General features: G+C 68.6%; 13 protein-coding genes. 5 read left to right on the top strand and 8 right to left on the bottom strand.

Annotated elements, in window-relative coordinates; all coding sequences use genetic code 11:
- Nucleotides 1–27 precede the first annotated feature (27 nt).
- Entirely contained in the window at nucleotides 28–471 is a 444-nt protein-coding gene (locus ACZ2G1_RS18105; RefSeq protein WP_470377289.1) for a hypothetical protein, read from the top strand.
- A gap of 122 nt (nucleotides 472–593) precedes the next feature.
- Here the strand turns inward: ACZ2G1_RS18105 and mfd are convergent, their stop codons facing one another.
- Nucleotides 594–4,313, bottom strand: a complete 3,720-nt coding sequence (gene mfd, locus ACZ2G1_RS18100; protein WP_470377288.1) for a transcription-repair coupling factor — start codon at nucleotides 4,311–4,313, stop codon at nucleotides 594–596.
- 210 nt (nucleotides 4,314–4,523) lie between these two features.
- Here mfd and ACZ2G1_RS18095 point away from each other — a divergent pair, with 210 nt between their 5' ends.
- Nucleotides 4,524–5,021: a DUF2505 domain-containing protein gene (locus ACZ2G1_RS18095; RefSeq protein ID WP_035926521.1), complete on the top strand. Its 498-nt coding sequence runs from the start codon at nucleotides 4,524–4,526 to the stop codon at nucleotides 5,019–5,021.
- Nucleotides 5,022–5,200: 179 nt separating this feature from the next.
- Here the strand turns inward: ACZ2G1_RS18095 and ACZ2G1_RS18090 are convergent, their stop codons facing one another.
- Nucleotides 5,201–6,073 carry a hypothetical protein gene (locus tag ACZ2G1_RS18090; RefSeq protein ID WP_470377287.1) on the bottom strand — a complete coding sequence of 291 codons (873 nt, stop codon included), beginning with the start codon at nucleotides 6,071–6,073 and terminating at the stop codon, nucleotides 5,201–5,203.
- Between the two features lie 346 nt (nucleotides 6,074–6,419).
- Here ACZ2G1_RS18090 and ACZ2G1_RS18085 point away from each other — a divergent pair, with 346 nt between their 5' ends.
- Nucleotides 6,420–7,385, top strand: coding sequence for a LysR family transcriptional regulator (locus tag ACZ2G1_RS18085; RefSeq protein WP_470377286.1), 966 nt, complete (start codon nucleotides 6,420–6,422; stop codon nucleotides 7,383–7,385).
- Nucleotides 7,386–7,497: 112 nt separating this feature from the next.
- On the opposite strand, the gene ACZ2G1_RS18080 is transcribed toward ACZ2G1_RS18085, so the two are convergent.
- The 4 genes from ACZ2G1_RS18080 to ACZ2G1_RS18065 form a co-directional block, all read right to left on the bottom strand.
- On the bottom strand, nucleotides 7,498–8,406 hold the full coding sequence (locus ACZ2G1_RS18080; protein ID WP_470377285.1) for a PIG-L deacetylase family protein: 909 nt from the start codon (nucleotides 8,404–8,406) through the stop codon (nucleotides 7,498–7,500).
- Between the two features lie 154 nt (nucleotides 8,407–8,560).
- The gene (locus tag ACZ2G1_RS18075; RefSeq protein ID WP_470377284.1) at nucleotides 8,561–9,361 is read right to left on the bottom strand and encodes a hypothetical protein; all 801 of its coding nucleotides are present in this window, start codon (nucleotides 9,359–9,361) and stop codon (nucleotides 8,561–8,563) included.
- 112 nt (nucleotides 9,362–9,473) lie between these two features.
- Complete coding sequence (gene pth / locus ACZ2G1_RS18070) at nucleotides 9,474–10,052, bottom strand: aminoacyl-tRNA hydrolase (RefSeq protein ID WP_470377283.1); 579 nt, start codon at nucleotides 10,050–10,052, stop codon at nucleotides 9,474–9,476.
- Between the two features lie 97 nt (nucleotides 10,053–10,149).
- Complete coding sequence (locus ACZ2G1_RS18065; protein WP_109222321.1) at nucleotides 10,150–10,761, bottom strand: 50S ribosomal protein L25/general stress protein Ctc; 612 nt, start codon at nucleotides 10,759–10,761, stop codon at nucleotides 10,150–10,152.
- Nucleotides 10,762–11,360: 599 nt separating this feature from the next.
- On the opposite strand from ACZ2G1_RS18065, the gene ACZ2G1_RS18060 reads away from it, so the two are divergent.
- Complete coding sequence (locus ACZ2G1_RS18060) at nucleotides 11,361–12,788, top strand: sugar transferase (RefSeq protein ID WP_470377282.1); 1,428 nt, start codon at nucleotides 11,361–11,363, stop codon at nucleotides 12,786–12,788.
- Here the strand turns inward: ACZ2G1_RS18060 and ACZ2G1_RS18055 are convergent.
- Nucleotides 12,754–13,560: a WecB/TagA/CpsF family glycosyltransferase gene (locus tag ACZ2G1_RS18055; protein ID WP_470377281.1), complete on the bottom strand. Its 807-nt coding sequence runs from the start codon at nucleotides 13,558–13,560 to the stop codon at nucleotides 12,754–12,756. The genes ACZ2G1_RS18060 and ACZ2G1_RS18055 overlap by 35 nt on opposite strands.
- Before the next feature lie 351 nt (nucleotides 13,561–13,911).
- Between ACZ2G1_RS18055 and ACZ2G1_RS18050 the strand changes: the two genes are divergently transcribed.
- The gene (locus tag ACZ2G1_RS18050) at nucleotides 13,912–15,396 is read left to right on the top strand and encodes a sugar transferase (RefSeq protein WP_470377280.1); all 1,485 of its coding nucleotides are present in this window, start codon (nucleotides 13,912–13,914) and stop codon (nucleotides 15,394–15,396) included.
- Between the two features lie 86 nt (nucleotides 15,397–15,482).
- On the opposite strand, the gene ACZ2G1_RS18045 is transcribed toward ACZ2G1_RS18050, so the two are convergent.
- The gene (locus ACZ2G1_RS18045; RefSeq protein ID WP_470377279.1) at nucleotides 15,483–16,694 is read right to left on the bottom strand and encodes a glycosyltransferase family 4 protein; all 1,212 of its coding nucleotides are present in this window, start codon (nucleotides 16,692–16,694) and stop codon (nucleotides 15,483–15,485) included.
- Between the last annotated feature and the right edge of the window lies 1 nt (nucleotide 16,695).

Raw genomic sequence — 16,695 nt, 5'->3', positions numbered from 1 at the left:
CCTCCCACCGCCAGAAGGGTTAGATCCATGGCCAACAGAGCCCAGTCCTCCACCAGCGCCTCGGCGGACGCGTCGACCGGCCGCAGCGGCGGCGCCACCGTGCGCTCGCACTCCGGTCAGGGACGCACGGTCAACAACTTCGTGTTCCTCGCGCTGTGCATGGCGATCATGATCGGCAGCTTCATCGCCTTCGCCAGCTACCCCAACAGCCCGCTGATCTGGATCCTCGGCCTGGGTCTCTACGCCCTGGCCCTGCTCATCCCGGTGGGCATCCTGCAGAACAGCACCGCCAAGAAGGCCTTCGGCGGCCGCACGGTCCTCATGGACGTCCCCTCCTCGACCGAGGTCCCCGCCATGGGCGAGGGCCGCACCGCCGCCGCGTTCGACGACGGCCCCCGCGACGCCCGCGAGCGCGACGCCAAGACCGCGGCCGTCCACCACGACGACAAGTACGGCAAGAACGTCGAGTAGGGCCGCGCCGGGTCCGACGACGACGACCCGACGACCGCTCGCACCGCAAAGGTCCCCTCCCACCGCGGGAGGGGACCTTTTCCGTGCCCGGTGGACCGGACTGCGGAGGCTGGGCTGACGGATCAGGCCGTGGCCGGCTCCTTCGCGAAGACGGCCTCGACCACGCCGCGGGCCCAGGCGAGCACGGCGCCGTCCACGAGGTCCTTGCCGCCGATCCGCTCGGTCTTGGGCTTGGGGATGAGCACCTGGAAGGTGTCGGTGCCGGGCACCGCCTTGACCTGCGCGCCAGGGTAGAGGCGGGTGAGCCGCATCTGCCGGGACTCGGGGAGGTCGGCCGGGGCGAAGCGGACCATGTTGCCCTGCGCCGCGACGTCGGTGAGGCCGGCGGCGCGGGCGGTCACCCGGAAGCGGGCGACCTCGAGCAGGTTCTGCACGGGTTCGGGCACCTCGCCGTAGCGGTCCACGAGCTCGTCGGCGACCTCCTGGATCGCCTCCTCCGTGGCGGCGTTGGCGAGGTTGCGGTAGGCCTCCAGGCGCAGCCGCTCCCCCGGGACGTAGTCGTGCGGCAGGTAGGCGTTGACGGGCAGCTCGATCTTCATCTCGGTGGGCCGCTCGTCCTCCTCGCCGCGGTACTCGGCGACGGCCTCGCCGACCAGGCGCAGGTACATGTCGAAGCCCACCCCGGCGATGTGCCCGGACTGCTCACCGCCCAGCAGGTTGCCGGCGCCGCGGATCTCGAGGTCCTTGACGGCCAGCTGCATGCCGGCGCCGAGCTCGTTGTGGGCGGCGACGGCCTTGAGCCGCTCCAGCGCCGTCTCGGAGAGCGGCTTCTCGGCCTGGTACAGGAAGTAGGCGTAGGCCCGTTCCCGGCCGCGGCCCACGCGCCCGCGCAGCTGGTGGAGCTGCGAGAGGCCGTAGCGGTCCGCGCCGTCGACGATCAAGGTGTTGGCGTTGGCGATGTCCAGGCCGGTCTCCACGATGGTGGTGCACACCAGGACGTCGAACTTCTTCTCCCAGAAGTCCACGATGATCTGCTCGAGCCGGGACTCGGACATCTGCCCGTGGGCCACGGCGATCCGCGCCTCGGGCACGAGCTCGGCGAGCTCCTTGGCCTTGCGCTCGATCGAGGAGACCCGGTTGTGGATGTAGAACACCTGGCCCTCGCGCATGAGCTCGCGCCGGACGGCGGCGGAGACCTGCTTGTCGGTGTAGGCGCCCACGTAGGTGAGCACGGGGTGGCGCTCCTCCGGCGGGGTGGCCAGGGTGGAGGTCTCGCGGATGCCGGTCAGCGACATCTCCAGGGTGCGCGGGATGGGGGTCGCGGACATCGCCAGGACGTCCACGTTGGTGCGCATCGCCTTGAGCTTCTCCTTGTGCTCCACGCCGAAGCGCTGCTCCTCGTCGATGACCACGAGGCCGAGGTCCTTGAACTGGACCTCCTTGGACAGCAGCCGGTGGGTGCCGATCACCACGTCCACGGACCCGTCCTGGAGCCCGGCGAGCGTCTCCTTGGTCTCCTTGGCGGTCTGGAACCGGGAGAGCGCGGCCAGGCGCACCGGGAAGCCGGAGAAGCGCTCGGTGAACGTCTCGGCGTGCTGCTGGGCCAGCAGCGTGGTGGGCACGAGCACGGCGACCTGCTTGCCGTCCTGCACGGCCTTGAACGCCGCACGCACCGCCACCTCGGTCTTGCCGTAGCCCACGTCCCCGGAGATCAGCCGGTCCATGGGGACCTCCCGCTCCATGTCCGCCTTGACCTCGTCGATGGTGGTCAGCTGGTCCGGCGTCTCGATGTAGGGGAACGCCTCCTCGAGCTCGCGCTGCCACGGGGTGTCCTCCGCGAAGGCGTGCCCGCGGGAGGCCATCCGCGCCGAGTACAGGCGGATCAGCTCGTTGGCGATGTCCCGGACGGCCTTCTTGGCGGCGCGCTTGGTCTTGTTCCAGTCCGTCCCGCCCATCTTGGACAGGGTGGGGGTCTCGCCGCCCACGTAGTTGGTGACCTGGTCCAGCTGGTCGGTGGGCACGAACAGGCGGTCCCGCGGGCCGTTGCGCTTGGAGGGCGCGTACTCGAGCACCAGGTACTCGCGCACGGGCTTGGGCTGGCCGGGCTTGATCATCGCCCCGGCGATGGGCCGCTGGATGAGCTCCACGAACTGGCCGATGCCGTGCTGCTCGTGCACCACGAAGTCGCCCTGGCTCAGCGCCAGGGGGTCCACGGCGTTGCGCTTGCGCCGCACCGGGAGCTTGCGCATGTCCTTGGTGGTGTAGGGACTGGCCTTGCCCAGGAGGTCCGCCTCGGTGAGCAGCACGATCCGCGGCCCGTCCAGGGCGAAGCCCTTGCCCGCCACGGCGGTGGTGAGCTCCACGATCCCGGGCTGCGGCTGCTCGGCGAGGGTCTCGCGGCGGGCGGCGGGGATCCCGGCCTCGTGCAGCAGCTCCGCGATCCGGGCCAGCGGACCGGGTCCTTCCGTGACGGCGACGACGCGCCAGCCGTCCGCCACCCGCCCCTGCAGGAACTCGAGCATCGCCTCGACGTCCCCGTGGAAGCCCAGCGGGTCCCGGGCCGCGACGGTGAGGGTGTCGGCGTCCGAGTCGATGAGGGCGATGTCCTCCGCGGCGGTGTCCGCGTCCACGTCCTGGCCGGCCACCGCGTTGACGTTGAGCGCGGTGACGGCCCACCAGCCGAGGCCGGTCCCCAGCGCCGTGGCCCGGGCCTCGGCGAGGGTCTGGAAGGACCCGGAGGCCAGGGTGCGGCCCTCGCCGTCGTCGTTCCGGACGACGTGCTCGGCGGAGGTGATGTCGATGGGCGCGGACTGACCGTCCGAGGCGGAGTCCCACGCGGCAAGGAGGAACTCCTCGTTGGTGGCCACGAGGTCGTGGGCGCGGGTGCGGACCTTCTCCGGCTCCATGACCACCACGAGCGAGCCGGGCGGGAGCAGGGACAGCATGGGCACCAGGCCGTCCACCAGCAGCGGTGCGAGGGACTCCATGCCCTCCACGTAGATGCCGCCGGCGATCCGCTCGAGCATGGACTCCGCGCCCGGCAGGGAGTTCTTGAGCTTCGCGGCCCGGGACATCACGGACGGGGTGATGAGCACCTCGCGGCACGGCGGGGCCACGAGCCGCTCCGGGTGGTCCCCGGTGGTCAGGGTGCGCTGGTCGGCCACGGCGAACCAGCGCAGCTCGTCGACCTCGTCCCCGAAGAACTCGATCCGCACCGGGTGGTCCTCGACCGGCGAGAACACGTCGATGATCCCGCCGCGCACGGCGAACTCCCCGCGCCGGGTGACCATGTCCACCCGGGCGTAGGCGGCTTCGGCGAGCGAGGTCACGGCGGCGTCGAAGTCGAGCTCCTCGCCCCGGGCGAAGCGCACCGGCGCCATGTCCCCCAGGCCTTCGACGACGGGCTGCAGCACGGAGCGAACCGGGGCCGTGACCACCCGCAGCGGGCGCTCGGCATCCTTGCCGGCCAGCCGGCGCAGCACGTCCAGGCGGCGGCCCACGGTGTCGGAGCGGGGCGAGAGCCGCTCGTGCGGCAGGGTCTCCCACGCCGGGAACTCCGCGACCTCCCCGGCCGGCAGGTACGCGCCCAGGGCGGCGGCGAGATCCTCGGACTCGCGGCCGGTCGCGGTGACGGCCAGCAGCACCGGGGCGCGGGAGTCCGCCGGCGCGGGGGCGTCGTCGAGGGCGCCCCGCAGCTGGGCCGTGAGCACCGCGCGCATCCCGTCCGGGGCGCTGATCACGGTCTCGGCGCTGCGCTCCCCCGGCGGCAGGCCGGCCTGGGTGCGGAGATTGGCGAAGGAGCGCTCCGCCCCGAGGGCGGCGAGCAGTCCGGACAAGGTCATGGGTGAGCAGTCTCCTGGGACGCTGAGTGGGGTGCTGGTGGAGCACAGAGGCTGTCGGAGCCAACGTTCGCGGGTCCCAGCTTACTCCCGGGCCCCGACACGGCCCCGTCCGGATCCCACGGTCCCGCCCACAGACCGGGCCTCGGGCGCCCGCCTACCATGGGAGCACGCAATTGCTGCTGCCGATCCGCCGCTACCGAGGAGTCCTCCATGGCCGTCACCGCCTCCACCACCGTCCCCGCTCCCCTCGACCAGGTCGTGGTGACCTTCACGGACGAGGAGTTCATCCGGCACGTGACCCACCGCGCCGGGGCCACCCTGAACTCGGTGGAGGTCGCCGGGGACGTCGAGGCACAGTTCGCCGTGACCACGGTGCGGACCATGGCCGCGGACCGGCTGCCGGAGATGGCCCGGAAGTTCGTGGGCTCCTCGGTGCAGCTCACCCAGGTGGACACCTATCACACCGCCGACGCCGACGGGATCCGGATCGTGCGCACCGAGATCTCCGTGGGCGCCCTGCCCGTCTCGGGCTCGGCGACCCAGACGCTCACCCCGCAGGGCGGGTCCACCGATGTGCACGTGCACTGCGTGGTGAAGGCCAACATCCCGTTCGTGGGCAAGATGGTCGCCGAGGCCGCCGAGCCGTTCATCGGCAAGGCCCTGTCCCTGCAGTCCCAGGAGGCCGAGGCCTGGCTCGCGAAGCGCTGAGCCGGGCGCCGGGCGAACGCATGAGCCCCGGTTCGCGACCGCCCGTCGGTTTGGAGACCCCAGACGGCCCCATGGGGCGCTGCGCCGGATCCGGTTGATCGGAACAGTGTGGAGCCGCCCCGCGGATCGATCCGGTGGGCGGCTCCACGCTCGCAGCATCGGGGCAAGGTGCCCCGTGCTCAGCCCTGGGGAAGGATCACCACCGGGCTGTTCTCCGACGCGCTCCATCCAGTCCAGTTGGCGGCCTGTCCCCGTGAAGTGCGGAACTGGACCGACTGGAACACCTCCTCGGCCCCGGATTCGGAGTTGAAGGCGTCGAGGACACGAGCAAGGACGATGCTGCTCGTGCTGTCGAAGGTGTGCTTGTGCACGTGCTGACCACGGGGGTCGTTGTTGGCCGGGTCCTTGTCCTGTTCCCAGAAGGACTGCTTGAGCTCAATGGTCCGGCCTGCCTCGCAGAAGACCTCGACGGGGAACCGGAGTTTCGTGTTCTGCTCCAGGATCGCCGGGGCGAGCGGCTTGACCGTACAACGTCCGTGCGTGGTGCCGGTCTGGGACTGCGGCAGGGTCACCACTTTGCTGTTCTCGGGCGCCGTCCACGCATTCCAGTTCTCCGCCTGCCCCCGAGAGGTGCGGAAGCGGACCGTGTGGAACACTTCCTCGCTGCCCGACTCCGAGTTGAAGGCGTCGACGATGTTGTCGATGACCACCGTCGTCGTCGTGTCGAAGGTCCGCTTGCGCTGGAGCCCGCCCCGTGGATCGTGCGGACCGCTGTCGTGCTCCCAGAGCGACTGGTCGAGCTCGATCGTCCTGCCCGCTTCGCAGAAGACCCTGATCGGGAAGTTGAGCTTTTTGCCGCTCTGCAGAACGACCGGATCGAGCGGGTGAACGGTGCAGCGACCATGGGTGGTCGCGGCTGCCGCGGGCGGAGCCAGGGCCACGGGCAGTGCAATGCTCGTCAGCCCGAGGGCGAGGCATGCCGCCGTCGACTTCCTCCAGCTTCGCCGGCGTGAGTTCTTTCTTCGAGGGAAACGCGGAATGGTCGACATCATTTGCTCCCGAGTTGAACGCGATGGGTGGCGATGCCTCGCCGGCACAGGACATACGAGCGGTGAGACATTTCGACCGTAGGCCGGTCCTGGACGAAGGACTCCTGGGGAGTCCAGGTTGGAACCGGGTCTTGACTTCAAAGATGCGGTCAGCTGCGCAGGGGCGAATGGCACCGGACGAGGCCCATGAAATCTGATGGACATTCTCGTCAGTGGGGAGCAAACTGGAGCCCGCCGCTTCAGCAGAGGCAAAAGGGCTTGTCAGCGCGCAATTCTATGCGTCGAACGGCCGGGACGTACATGCGCGGGACATCGTCCAGAGCGGTCGTCCCCAGGCAGGGGGCCTGCAGTGGAAGTCGATCTCGAGTGCGTGGCCAGTTTCGCTGTCCTGTGCGAGGAAGGACATTTCGGTCATGCGGCCGCACGGCTCCACCTCACGTCCCCTGCCCTGACGAAGCGGATTCAGCGTCTGGAGCAGCAAGTAGGCGTGGCGCTCCTGGAGCGGGATGCTTCGGGAGCCACTTCGTTGACAGCCGCCGGCTGGTCGTTCGCCCGTTTCACCGAGGGTCTTCTGCAACAAGGACGTGCAGCGCAGGACGCTGCGCGGTCGGCGGCGCACCCCACGGCACGGCATCCGGTACGGTTCGGTGTGCCGGGGGCATACGACGTCGCGCCCTACCGACTGCTTCGGGAGCGGCTGGAACGTGCGGCCGGGAAACAGGCCGAGGACATCACGATTCAGTTCGTCAGCGTCCCCTATACCCAGCCGCTCAACTTCTTGTCCCGCGGCCTGATCGACGTGCTGTTGAGCCCGTCGTCCGTGGCCGACAACAGATTCAGCTCCTACCAGCTCGGAACCGCACAGAGAGTGGGCATCGTCGCCACAACACATCCCTTCGCAGGTCAGGGCGGCGTCGAAGCCGCTGAGTTCGCGAAATGCCCCATCCTGTACAACCCCGCTGTGCCGTCGGTTCTGATGTGCGTGGGGTACCTGGTGGACGTGCGCCCGCTCGCAACAGCATGCCTGGTGCCCACCAGGGCGCAGACCCTCGCTGCTCTCCAAGCAGACGTCGCAGGGAACAAGGGGGTGGCAGTACTGCCGTCACTGGTGGCGCAGACCGCCGGTCCCGGGGTCGAGACGGTTACCCTGCATGGACTGGGACCGACCATGCTGTGGGCGCTCCACCGCCGAGGGGATCGACGGCCGGAGACCCTCATCGTGCTTCAGCTGCTCCGGTCCGTCATGATCAACTCTCTTGATCACTCCGATGCATCGCCCCCGGTGTGGCGGGGCTCTCAACGCTGTGAAAGATAAGACACCGGTGCAGGGCTCGGCCGTCCGGCGTCTGCGCGACGACGGCTCCCTCCGGTCGATCATGCTGGGATCGTCGTTGTTGGAGCCGACCCTCCGAGTTCGACGAATCGTCTCAGAGGTCGCCGATGGCGGAGCCGAGCAGGCGGACCGGCTCGAAGGCCTCCGCATTGCTGTTCTTCGCCTGTGCTCCGCGGAAGGCGGCCATGGCTCTGACCCGTTGCGGGGTCATGTAGGGCTTGCCCGCTTGATTGCGGTGCGTGAGCACGGCTTCGACCTTGACGTCGACGTAGCCGTCGATGTCCACGAACACGGACGGGTCGAAGTCGCGGGTGACCGACGGGGACTCGAAGCACAGGATCGAGTGGTGGGCCCGGGCGGCGCGCAGGGTGGCCTGGTGCACCGCGTAGTGGTCCTGGTGCTGGTCGTGGGCCGAGTGGGTGAAGACCACGTCCGGACCGAACTCCGTCATGGCGGACTCGATCGCTGCCACCATGTCGTTGCCGACTGTCTCCAGTCTCGTGTCCGGGAAGTCCAGCACACGCATGTCGCTCAGCCCTAGGAACGACGCCCCTTGGCGAGCCTCCTCAGGACGAGCGCTCGAATTGCCACCCACTTCTCCGGAGCTCATCACCAGACCGCGGACCTCGTGGCCGGCATCGACCAGCTTGGCCAGGGTCCCACCGCAGGCGAGCTCGAGATCGTCCGGGTGCGCCCCCACGGCCAGGATTTTGCGTCTCCGCGCCCGGACGGCAATGGGGATGCGACGCTTGGTGACCACCAGACCCCACGCGCCGGTGGCAGCCAAGGTCAGCAGCGCGACCACGTCCTCGAGAAGCTCGCCCGGGTCGGCCAGCACACACCACAGGTTGAGCCCGAGCAGAATCGCGTAGGTGACGATGATGGCGTTGCGCAGCAGCTTCGCTCCGCGCACCAGCCGAGTGTGCTGTCCCGGTCGCGATCCCACGGCGATGTATCCGAGCACGATCACGCTCAGCAGCATGCCCGCCAAGGACAGCAACATGTTTCCCCCCAAAGACGGCTGACGTCCACGCTGGTCACTTCACGGCGTTGCGATCCCCCGATGCATTGCCGGACTTCTGAACAACGGGTCAATACCATCAGCAAACGACAGCCACCGCGAACCCTGACACTTGCCCGAGGTAACAATGCTCCGCTTACGTCATGGGTTCGGCGGGTCGACGTGGTCCCGGCTCGGCGGCCGGGTCCCACATCGGATCGAGACAGGATCCTGTCGTCGACGGCGGAGTCCGGCTCCAGTGCAGCGCCAGCAGCAGGCAGGCGGTCATGCTCAACAGCTTCACCGTGACCCGGACATCCGCCAGCACGAGGGCCAGAGTGCCATCACCCAGTCCACCGCCGAAGGCGCTGAGCAACACGTAGCTCACTGCCACCGCGCCGAGTGGCCCTGTCACAGCAAGCAGGATCAGCGCGGCCCTGCGGGCCGGAGCGGCACTCGTGGTGTACGAGTGGACCAGGGCGACGGAGAGCACCGTCCCGACCGCCGCCCAGAAGGCGAGTCCTCCCAATTCCTGGCCGCCCGCTGCGGACAGCGCGGGCACTCGATGCTCCAGGTCGAGGAACGCGCCCGCGCGCTCGTGCAGGCGGAACAGGTCGTCCGCCACCATGACGAGAAGCACTGCTCCCCAGGTGCCCAGGATGCCGTGCTTCGGCACACGCCGAGCCAGCAGCACCAGCAGCACCGCGGCAGAACTCAGCTGCAGCAAACCCCAGAGTTCCGCCAGAGAGCCGTCAGCGCCGCCGTTCCAGACAGCGCGGCGGCGGAAGGGCAACGGCCACCAACCCTCCGGATCCGCTCGCACGAGCACCTGATGCAGACCGTGGGCCGACAGCAGCAGGGCGTCAACAGCCGCTACTCCCAGGAGCAGTTTTCCCGGCGTCGATGCTCCGAAGGCCTTCCAGCCGCGGCCGGGGCTGTCTCCCGTCCTCCAGCGCACCCCGCAGTCCTTCCCCCTGGTCGGCAGCGCGGCGGATCGGCCGCACACCTGCCGGGAGTCTAAGGAACCGACGGGCACTTAGATCGAGAGTGTCGTTTGTGAAGCGGGCGCGTCAGCGCGCGTGGAACTTCTGCTGCGTCTCGAGCAGCCCGTTCTCGACGAGGTGCTCGACTGCGTCGGCGGCGTCGTCGAGCAGGAAGGGCAGCTCCTTGCCCTCGGTGGAGGAGAACGGCTTGAGCACGTAGGAGGCGGCGTCCATCCGGCCCGGCGGGCGACCCACGCCCACGCGCACCCGGTAGTAGTCCTTGGTGGACAGGGCCTTGGACATGTCCCGCAGGCCGTTGTGCCCGCCCTCTCCCCCGCCAATCTTGAGCTTGAGGGCGGCGAAGGGGATGTCGATCTCGTCGTGCACGGCAATGACCCGATCGGCCGGGATGTCGTAGAACTTGGCGAGGCCGGCCACGGGCCCGCCGGAGGTGTTCATGTAAGTCATGGGCTTGGCCAGCACGACACGCGGCCCGCCCGGGCGCAGCCGGGACTCGAGGACCTGGGCGCGGGTCTTGTGTACCTTGAAGGTCCCGCCGAGCCGGGAGGCGAGCTCGTCGAGGACCATCTGCCCCACGTTGTGCCGGGTCCGGGCGTACTCGGGCCCGGGGTTGCCCAGTCCCACGACCAGCCATGCGTCGGACATCGGTGCCTCCATCGAAGTGGTGAAGAGTGCGGTCATGCGAAGTGCGGGGCGGCTCGCAAGCCGCCCCGCACTTCGAGGATCAGGTGAGCGGTGAGGCTCAGGCCTCGTTCTCGGCGACGACGTCGCCCTCGGGGGCCTCGGTCTCGCCCTCGGTGTCACCGAGGTCCTGGGCCTGGGGCTCGGAGACGTTGATGACCAGCAGCTCCGGGTCGGAGACCATGGTCACGCCCTCGGGCAGGCGGACGTCGGCGGCGTAGACGTGGTCGCCCACGCCGTGGCCGTCGAGGTTGATGGTGACGGAGTCCGGCACGTTCAGGGCGTCGGCCTCGACGGTGAGGGTGTTCTCCTCGACGTTGTGCACGGCGGTCGGGTCGACCTCGCCGATGACGTGGACGGGGATCTCGACCTCGACGCGCTCGCCGCGGCGCACGGCGAGGAGGTCGATGTGCAGGATCTCCGGGCGTGTGGCGTGGCGCTGGATGTCCTTGACCATGACCAGCTGGGTGCTGCCCTCGACGTCGAGCTCGAGCACGGCGTTGGAGTGGCGCACAGCGAGCATGGTCTCGTGGCCGGGGATGATCACGTGCTGCGGCTCGGCGCCGTGGCCGTAGACGACCGCGGGGATCTGGTCGTTGTTGCGGATGCGGCGGGCGTAGCCCTTGCCGAAGTCGCTGCGCGTGGTGGCCGGGATGCGGATGGTGTCAGCCATGGGAACTCCTCGAAGTCGGGTCTGTCGTCTGAATGGCCAGGCGATACCGGCCGCAGACCCTCCCCCGTCGTCTGGACTCCGGGCGACACGCCTCGCGGGGCGCCGCACCGGTGGGGGCGGGAACGTTCAACCAGCCGTCGTCGATCACGGGACCCGTAGGGGTCCCCTCGCCTTGGCAACCGCACAAGGCTAGCACGGGCCGCGCGGAGGGACATCACCCCTAGTCATCGCGATAGTGAATTCACAATTGGCCATCATTGGACAAAAGTAAGCATCGGCCGGGCCTTCGCTTTAGAGTCGGGAGCGCGGCAACCTTCACCGGTCGGAACGATTCCGTCCGGCGAGGAGGTGCCAGTCGATGGGAGTCGACTGGTCCGCACCGGCACGTGCGCCGGAGTACCGGGTGGCAAGTTCGCACGAAGATCCCGCCGATGACGGCATTAAAGGTCTTTGTGCTGCCCTGTCCATCTTCCGGCGCACACGACCGTGCGACGCCACAGGGGGAAGGAACCACTTTCGTGCTCAAAGCATCAGGCACCACACGGTCTGCGACGTGGCGAGACGAGTATGTCCAGACACTGCGTCTGACCGACGCCGTCATGATCACGACGACCGTAGCCGCAGCACAGGTCATCCGTTTCGGATTCGACAGGAAGACGCTTCCCCTTGAGGGTTTCGGACTCCAGAACACTACCTCCCGCTTGGAGGGCGTAGGACTGCCGTACTGGTTCGTCGGTCTGGGACTGGGTCTGATCTGGTGGGTCCTGTTGGAACTGCGTGGCACCCGGGACATACGCCTGGTGGGTCAGGGCATCGAGGAGTCGAAGGAACTCGTGAGCGCCACCCTGGTGCTGTTCGGGGCCATTGCGATCATCTCCTACGCCCTGAACGTGCAGACGGCGCGGGGGTATGTGGTGATTGCCTTGCCCCTGGGCATCCTCCTTCTGCTGCTGGGACGAGGTCAGATCCGCAAGCGGCTTTTCCGACGACGGCACATCGGTGTCGGCATGTCCCGGACCATGCTCGTCGGAAGCCGACCGGCAGTGTGCGAGACCGTTCGCTCGCTCCTGAAACATCCGCAGGCGGGCTTCGATCTCGTGGCCGTCTACATGCCGACCCCTCCGCGCCCTCTTCCCTCGTCATCGCTGATTTCCGAGGACCTCCCGAACTTACTTCCCCCGGGCAACGAGCCCCGCGTGGAGGAGATCATCGAGCTGTGCCGGGACCGGCAGATCGAGGTGCTGGTCCTCTGCGCCGGCGCTCCGCTGAGCCCTGAGGAGATTCGCCATCTGAGCTGGTACCTGGCGGACGAGCACATCCGCCTGATCCTGGACACGGGGCTGACAGACATCGCGGGCCCCCGTGTTCACACGCAGCACATAGCAGGTCTGCCGCTCATCCACGTGTCGACGCCACGCATGAGCTGGTCGCGGCGGCTGTGCAAACGCTCCATGGACGTCGTGGGTGCGACCACCGCCCTGGCCCTGCTGTCCCCTGTCATGCTGGGCCTCGCTGTGCTCGTCAAGGTCCACGACGGCGGACCGATTCTGTTCTCGCATGAACGCATCGGGCTCGATGGCCGCAGGTTCAAGGTGCTGAAGTTCCGCACCATGCGCACCGATGCCGAAGCCCTGCACCACCAGCTGCTCGCAGAGGCCGGCGAAAGCGCGGTGTTCTTCAAGCTGAAGAATGACCCACGGGTGACTCGTCCCGGAGTCTGGATGCGCAAGTACAGCCTGGACGAGCTGCCGCAGTTCCTCAACGTCCTGCTCGGCAACATGTCTCTCGTCGGCCCGCGCCCACAGGTGCAGGCCGAGGTCGACGAGTACGAACAGCACATGCATCGGCGCCTGCGCGTCAAGCCCGGCATCACCGGACTGTGGCAGGTGTCCGGCCGCTCCAACATCAGAGGGGAACAGGCGGCTCGCCTGGACCTCTACTACGTGGAGAACTGGTCTCCGGTGCAGGACCTCGTCATCCTTCTGCGCACTGTCAAGGTCGTCGTGTTCCCGGACGGGGCCTACTGAGACGAACGGCTTTGGTCACCAGGAGGTAGGCCAGGATCCACGGCTCGACGACGTACCGGTGGCCCAGCCGCTTCGGCTGGGTGACGAGCCGGTACGCCCACTCCAGACCGATGGGCCCGAGCCAGCGCGGCGGGGGCTTCTGGATGCCGGCGTACTCGTCGATCCCGCCGCCGACGGCCGCGTAGATCGCCGTGGGCAGCTCCTCCCAGCGCCGGCTCAGGAACTCCTCCTGCAGCGGCATGCCCAGGCCCACGATCACGAAGTCCGGCCGGAACTCCTGCAGGGACCGGACGATGTGGTCCTCGAGCACGGGGTTCCAGCCCTCCCCCGGCCAGCCCTCGATCTGCCCGGCGGACGCGTCCCGCCGGAGCAGGTCCACCGTGCGGGCGTTGCCGGCGGCGGTGGCGCCGACGACGGCGACGCGCCGTACCGGGGTGCGGCCCATCAGGCCCGGCAGCCAGTCCAGGGTGCCGAGGCGGTGCCGCTTGGCGCTGAGGTCGCGCCCGGACCGCCACTTGGCCAGCTTCAGGACGGGGAAGCCGTCCGTCAGCACCACGTCCGCCTTCTCGTAGAAGGCGCGGAACGTCGGGTTGACCTCCCATGTGTAGAGACTGGGCAGATTGTGGGCCAGGACGGCGGCCTTGCGCCGCTCCTGCCACGTGGCCGAGATCCACCGGTGCAGCTCCTCGGCGTCCATCGGCGTCACGCGGACACCGCTGACCGGGATCTCGATCGGGTCCGTGCTCCGGTCACGGGACTGGTGCTTCAACATGCGAACTCCCCCTGTGCTGCGCCTCTGCGGCGCCTCGCTCCCCCGCCGGGACCCGGGGACCGGGCCGGCCTCTCGAACAGGGAGCGCCGTCCGTGGTGCGGCGGGATCCCCCCGGATCCCGCCGGCGGACCGGCACCCCTGCAGCGCACGTCTCGTGACCACCAGGCCTGAGGACCGGCGAACATGCGCTTGCATTTACGCTAGCAAAGACAGCGGAGCGTCGACCCCTCAAGACTGTCCCCTGTTAAGCACCTGTTTACATCGATGTGCACTTGTAAAGTCATCGATGGGGGCCGGAACCACGCCGGGGGGCGTAGGAGGAGTGTTCCGGCCCCCGCACACTCGGGGGGAGTGACCAACGTGCTCAAGAAGAACATGTCCGTGCGACCTGCCGCCTGGCGGGAGACCCACATCAGCAGCCTGCGTCGCGTGGACGCGCTGGCCCTGGCGGCCACGCTCGTGCTGACGCAGCTGATGCGCTTCGGCCTCGACCAGGAGGCCCTGGAGCTCGGGCGGCTCACCGTGCCCTACTGGCTGGTGGGCGCCGTGCTCGGCGCCGCCTGGTGGGGCTGGTTGGAACTGCGGGGCGCCCGCGACGTGCGCCTGATCGGCTACGCCGTGGAGGAGAACCGGCAGGTGGTCTCCGCCACGCTGGTGCTCTTCGGCGCCCTGGCGATCCTGTCCTACGTGCTGAACGTGCCGATGGCCCGCAGCTACGTGGTGATCGCCCTGCCGCTGGGCACGCTCCTGCTGCTCGCGGGGCGCGGCCTGGTGCGGCGGGGGCTCACCCGCCGCCGGCTGGCCGGCGAGGCGATGTCCCGGACCCTGGTGGTCGGGCGCGTGCCGGGGGTCGTGGAGATGCTCAAGTCCCTGCAGCAGAACCCGGCCGCAGGCTTCGACCCGGTGGCGGTCTACGCGCCGTCGTCGTCCCGGGTCCTGCCCCACCACCTGGCCCGGGTGCCGATGCCCCAGAACATGCTGCCCGCCGGGGAGGCGCCCAGTGTGGAGGGGATCGTGGCCGCGTGCCGTGCCCACCGGATCGAGACCCTGGTGATGGCCGCGTCCGCGCCGCTGAGCTCGGAGGAGGTCCGGCACCTGTCCTGGTACCTGGCCGACGAACGTATCCGCCTGGTCCTGGACACCGGGCTCACCGACATCGCCGGCCCGCGCATCCACACCCAGCAGATGGCCGGACTGCCCCTGATCCACGTCTCCACCCCACGGCTGAGCCGATCCCGGAGGATGCTCAAGCGCTCGGTCGACATCATCGGCGCCGTGACTGCCCTGGTGGCCCTGTCCCCCGTGATGCTCGTGCTCGCCGCGATCGTCAAGGCGCACGACAGCGGGCCCGTGCTCTTCGCCCAGGAGCGCACCGGCCTCGACGGGACGACCTTCAAAATGCTGAAGTTCCGCTCCATGTACACCGACGCCGAGGAGCGCAAGGCCGAGCTCATGGCCGCCAACGACGCCAAGGGCGGAGTGCTGTTCTTCATGGCCAACGACCCCCGGGTCACCACCCCGGGGCGGTGGATGCGCAAGTACAGCCTCGACGAGCTCCCGCAGTTCCTCAACGTCCTAAAGGGCGAGATGTCCCTGGTGGGCCCGCGCCCGCCGCTGCCCTCGGAGGTCGCCCAGTACGAGGAGCACGTCCACCGCCGGCTGCGGGTCAAGCCCGGCATCACCGGGCTGTGGCAGGTCTCGGGCCGGGACCACCTGGACTGGGAGCAGGCCGTGCGCCTGGACCTCTACTACGTGGAGAACTGGTCCCCGGTCCAGGACTTCGTGATCCTGCTGCGCACCGTCAAGGCCGTGGTCGCCAAGGAGGGCGCGCACTAGACGAAAGCTGAGCTTGTTGCATGGATTCGGTCCACGGCGTGCAACGCCGTTCCATCAGGCGGCAGGTTTCCCCGCTCCGGCGAGTCCTAGGCGCCCTGCAACACCCCGAAATATCCGGCGGCCGCCTTGCCCGCGACACCCGCCCAGCTCGATGCCTCCTCCGCGTGTCGACTCGCCTGACGACCCAAGCGGTCCGCCAAGCCGGGATCGCGCAACACTTGCAGCATGGCCTCTGCGATCGAGGCTGCGTCCGGTGCGGCGAGCAAGCCGGTGACACCATCCTGCACCGCATCCCGCATCGCTCCGACGTCGGTCGCGACCACTGGACGGCCGAACGTGTAGGCCATGTGGATGCTGCCGCTGATGTTGACGGTCGCATAGGTGAAGATCAGAGCCCGGTGTGCGCCGAAGAGATCAGGGAGATCAGCCATCGCGACGTAGCCCGGTTTCAGGTCGACATTCCCTATCTCGGTGGCTCGGCCGGAAATGCCATACTGATCGACATCAGGCATGACGGGGCCGGCGAGCGTCAGGCGTGCTTCGGGCATCTTCTCTCGAACCAGTGCGAAGGCATCAAGCATCAGTGGAATGTTCTTGTACTTCGTCCAGGCGCCGAAGAACAGCATGGAGGGCGGCGCCTGGGACGGCGGGGTCACGTCGTGGGAGGCGAGCACCGACGTGTAGTCACCGTGCCCGCAGACCTGGACACGGTCGACGCCGGGGAACGCACGCCGAAGTGCCGCCTTCGGACCGTCGCCCAGGACCAGGACGAGATCGCACGCCTCGTAGGCCGCAGTCAACAATCTCCTGGTCAGCCGGCCGGTCTTCTCGACGGCCTGCGTCCTGCTCGTGATGTCGTACGGCAAGGGATTGTGCGCCACGTCGACCACAGCACGGGCACCGCCGAACTTCGTCATCGCCAGCAGCGAGACCGTGTCCAGCGGATACCGCAGCTCACCGCACTGAACGATGTCCGGACGATGGCGGCGTGCGTAGAACAGGGCGCGGCGCCAGGACTCCGCCAGCAGCAGGGCGCGTCCCACCCTGCGGGTCTTGCGTCGGAACGTCGATCCCCCGAGGTCGTCGTTCGGGTGCCAGGTCGGAAAGGCCTCGATCACCTCGAGGTTCGACGTGCACGATGTCAGTTCAGGCCGCGGTCCTGTCAGCAAGCGCACCCGGTGTCCCGCCCGTGCCAGGGCTTCGGCGAACTGGAAGCTGTACTGGAACATGCCGCCACTGGGCAGGAACTCGATGATGAGGACGTTCAATACCCGTCCGGGCTCGTTCGGTTCGGTCATG

Source organism: Kocuria sp. KKT182 (genome assembly GCF_055635395.1).
Note: the sequence above shows the minus strand (reverse complement) of the source record. Positions and strands in the feature narration are given on the sequence as shown.

Excerpts from the sequence above, each read along its gene's own strand:
- ACZ2G1_RS18105 (WP_470377289.1), top strand. The coding sequence starts at position 28 with ATGGCCAACAGAGCCCAGTCCTCCACCAGCGCCTCGGCGGACGCGTCG.
- mfd (WP_470377288.1), bottom strand. The coding sequence starts at position 4,313 with ATGACCTTGTCCGGACTGCTCGCCGCCCTCGGGGCGGAGCGCTCCTTC.
- ACZ2G1_RS18095 (WP_035926521.1), top strand. The coding sequence starts at position 4,524 with ATGGCCGTCACCGCCTCCACCACCGTCCCCGCTCCCCTCGACCAGGTC.
- ACZ2G1_RS18090 (WP_470377287.1), bottom strand. The coding sequence starts at position 6,073 with ATGATGTCGACCATTCCGCGTTTCCCTCGAAGAAAGAACTCACGCCGG.
- ACZ2G1_RS18080 (WP_470377285.1), bottom strand. The coding sequence starts at position 8,406 with ATGTTGCTGTCCTTGGCGGGCATGCTGCTGAGCGTGATCGTGCTCGGA.
- pth (WP_470377283.1), bottom strand. The coding sequence starts at position 10,052 with ATGTCCGACGCATGGCTGGTCGTGGGACTGGGCAACCCCGGGCCCGAG.
- ACZ2G1_RS18065 (WP_109222321.1), bottom strand. The coding sequence starts at position 10,761 with ATGGCTGACACCATCCGCATCCCGGCCACCACGCGCAGCGACTTCGGC.
- ACZ2G1_RS18060 (WP_470377282.1), top strand. The coding sequence starts at position 11,361 with ATGATCACGACGACCGTAGCCGCAGCACAGGTCATCCGTTTCGGATTC.
- ACZ2G1_RS18055 (WP_470377281.1), bottom strand. The coding sequence starts at position 13,560 with ATGTTGAAGCACCAGTCCCGTGACCGGAGCACGGACCCGATCGAGATC.
- ACZ2G1_RS18045 (WP_470377279.1), bottom strand. The coding sequence starts at position 16,694 with ATGACCGAACCGAACGAGCCCGGACGGGTATTGAACGTCCTCATCATC.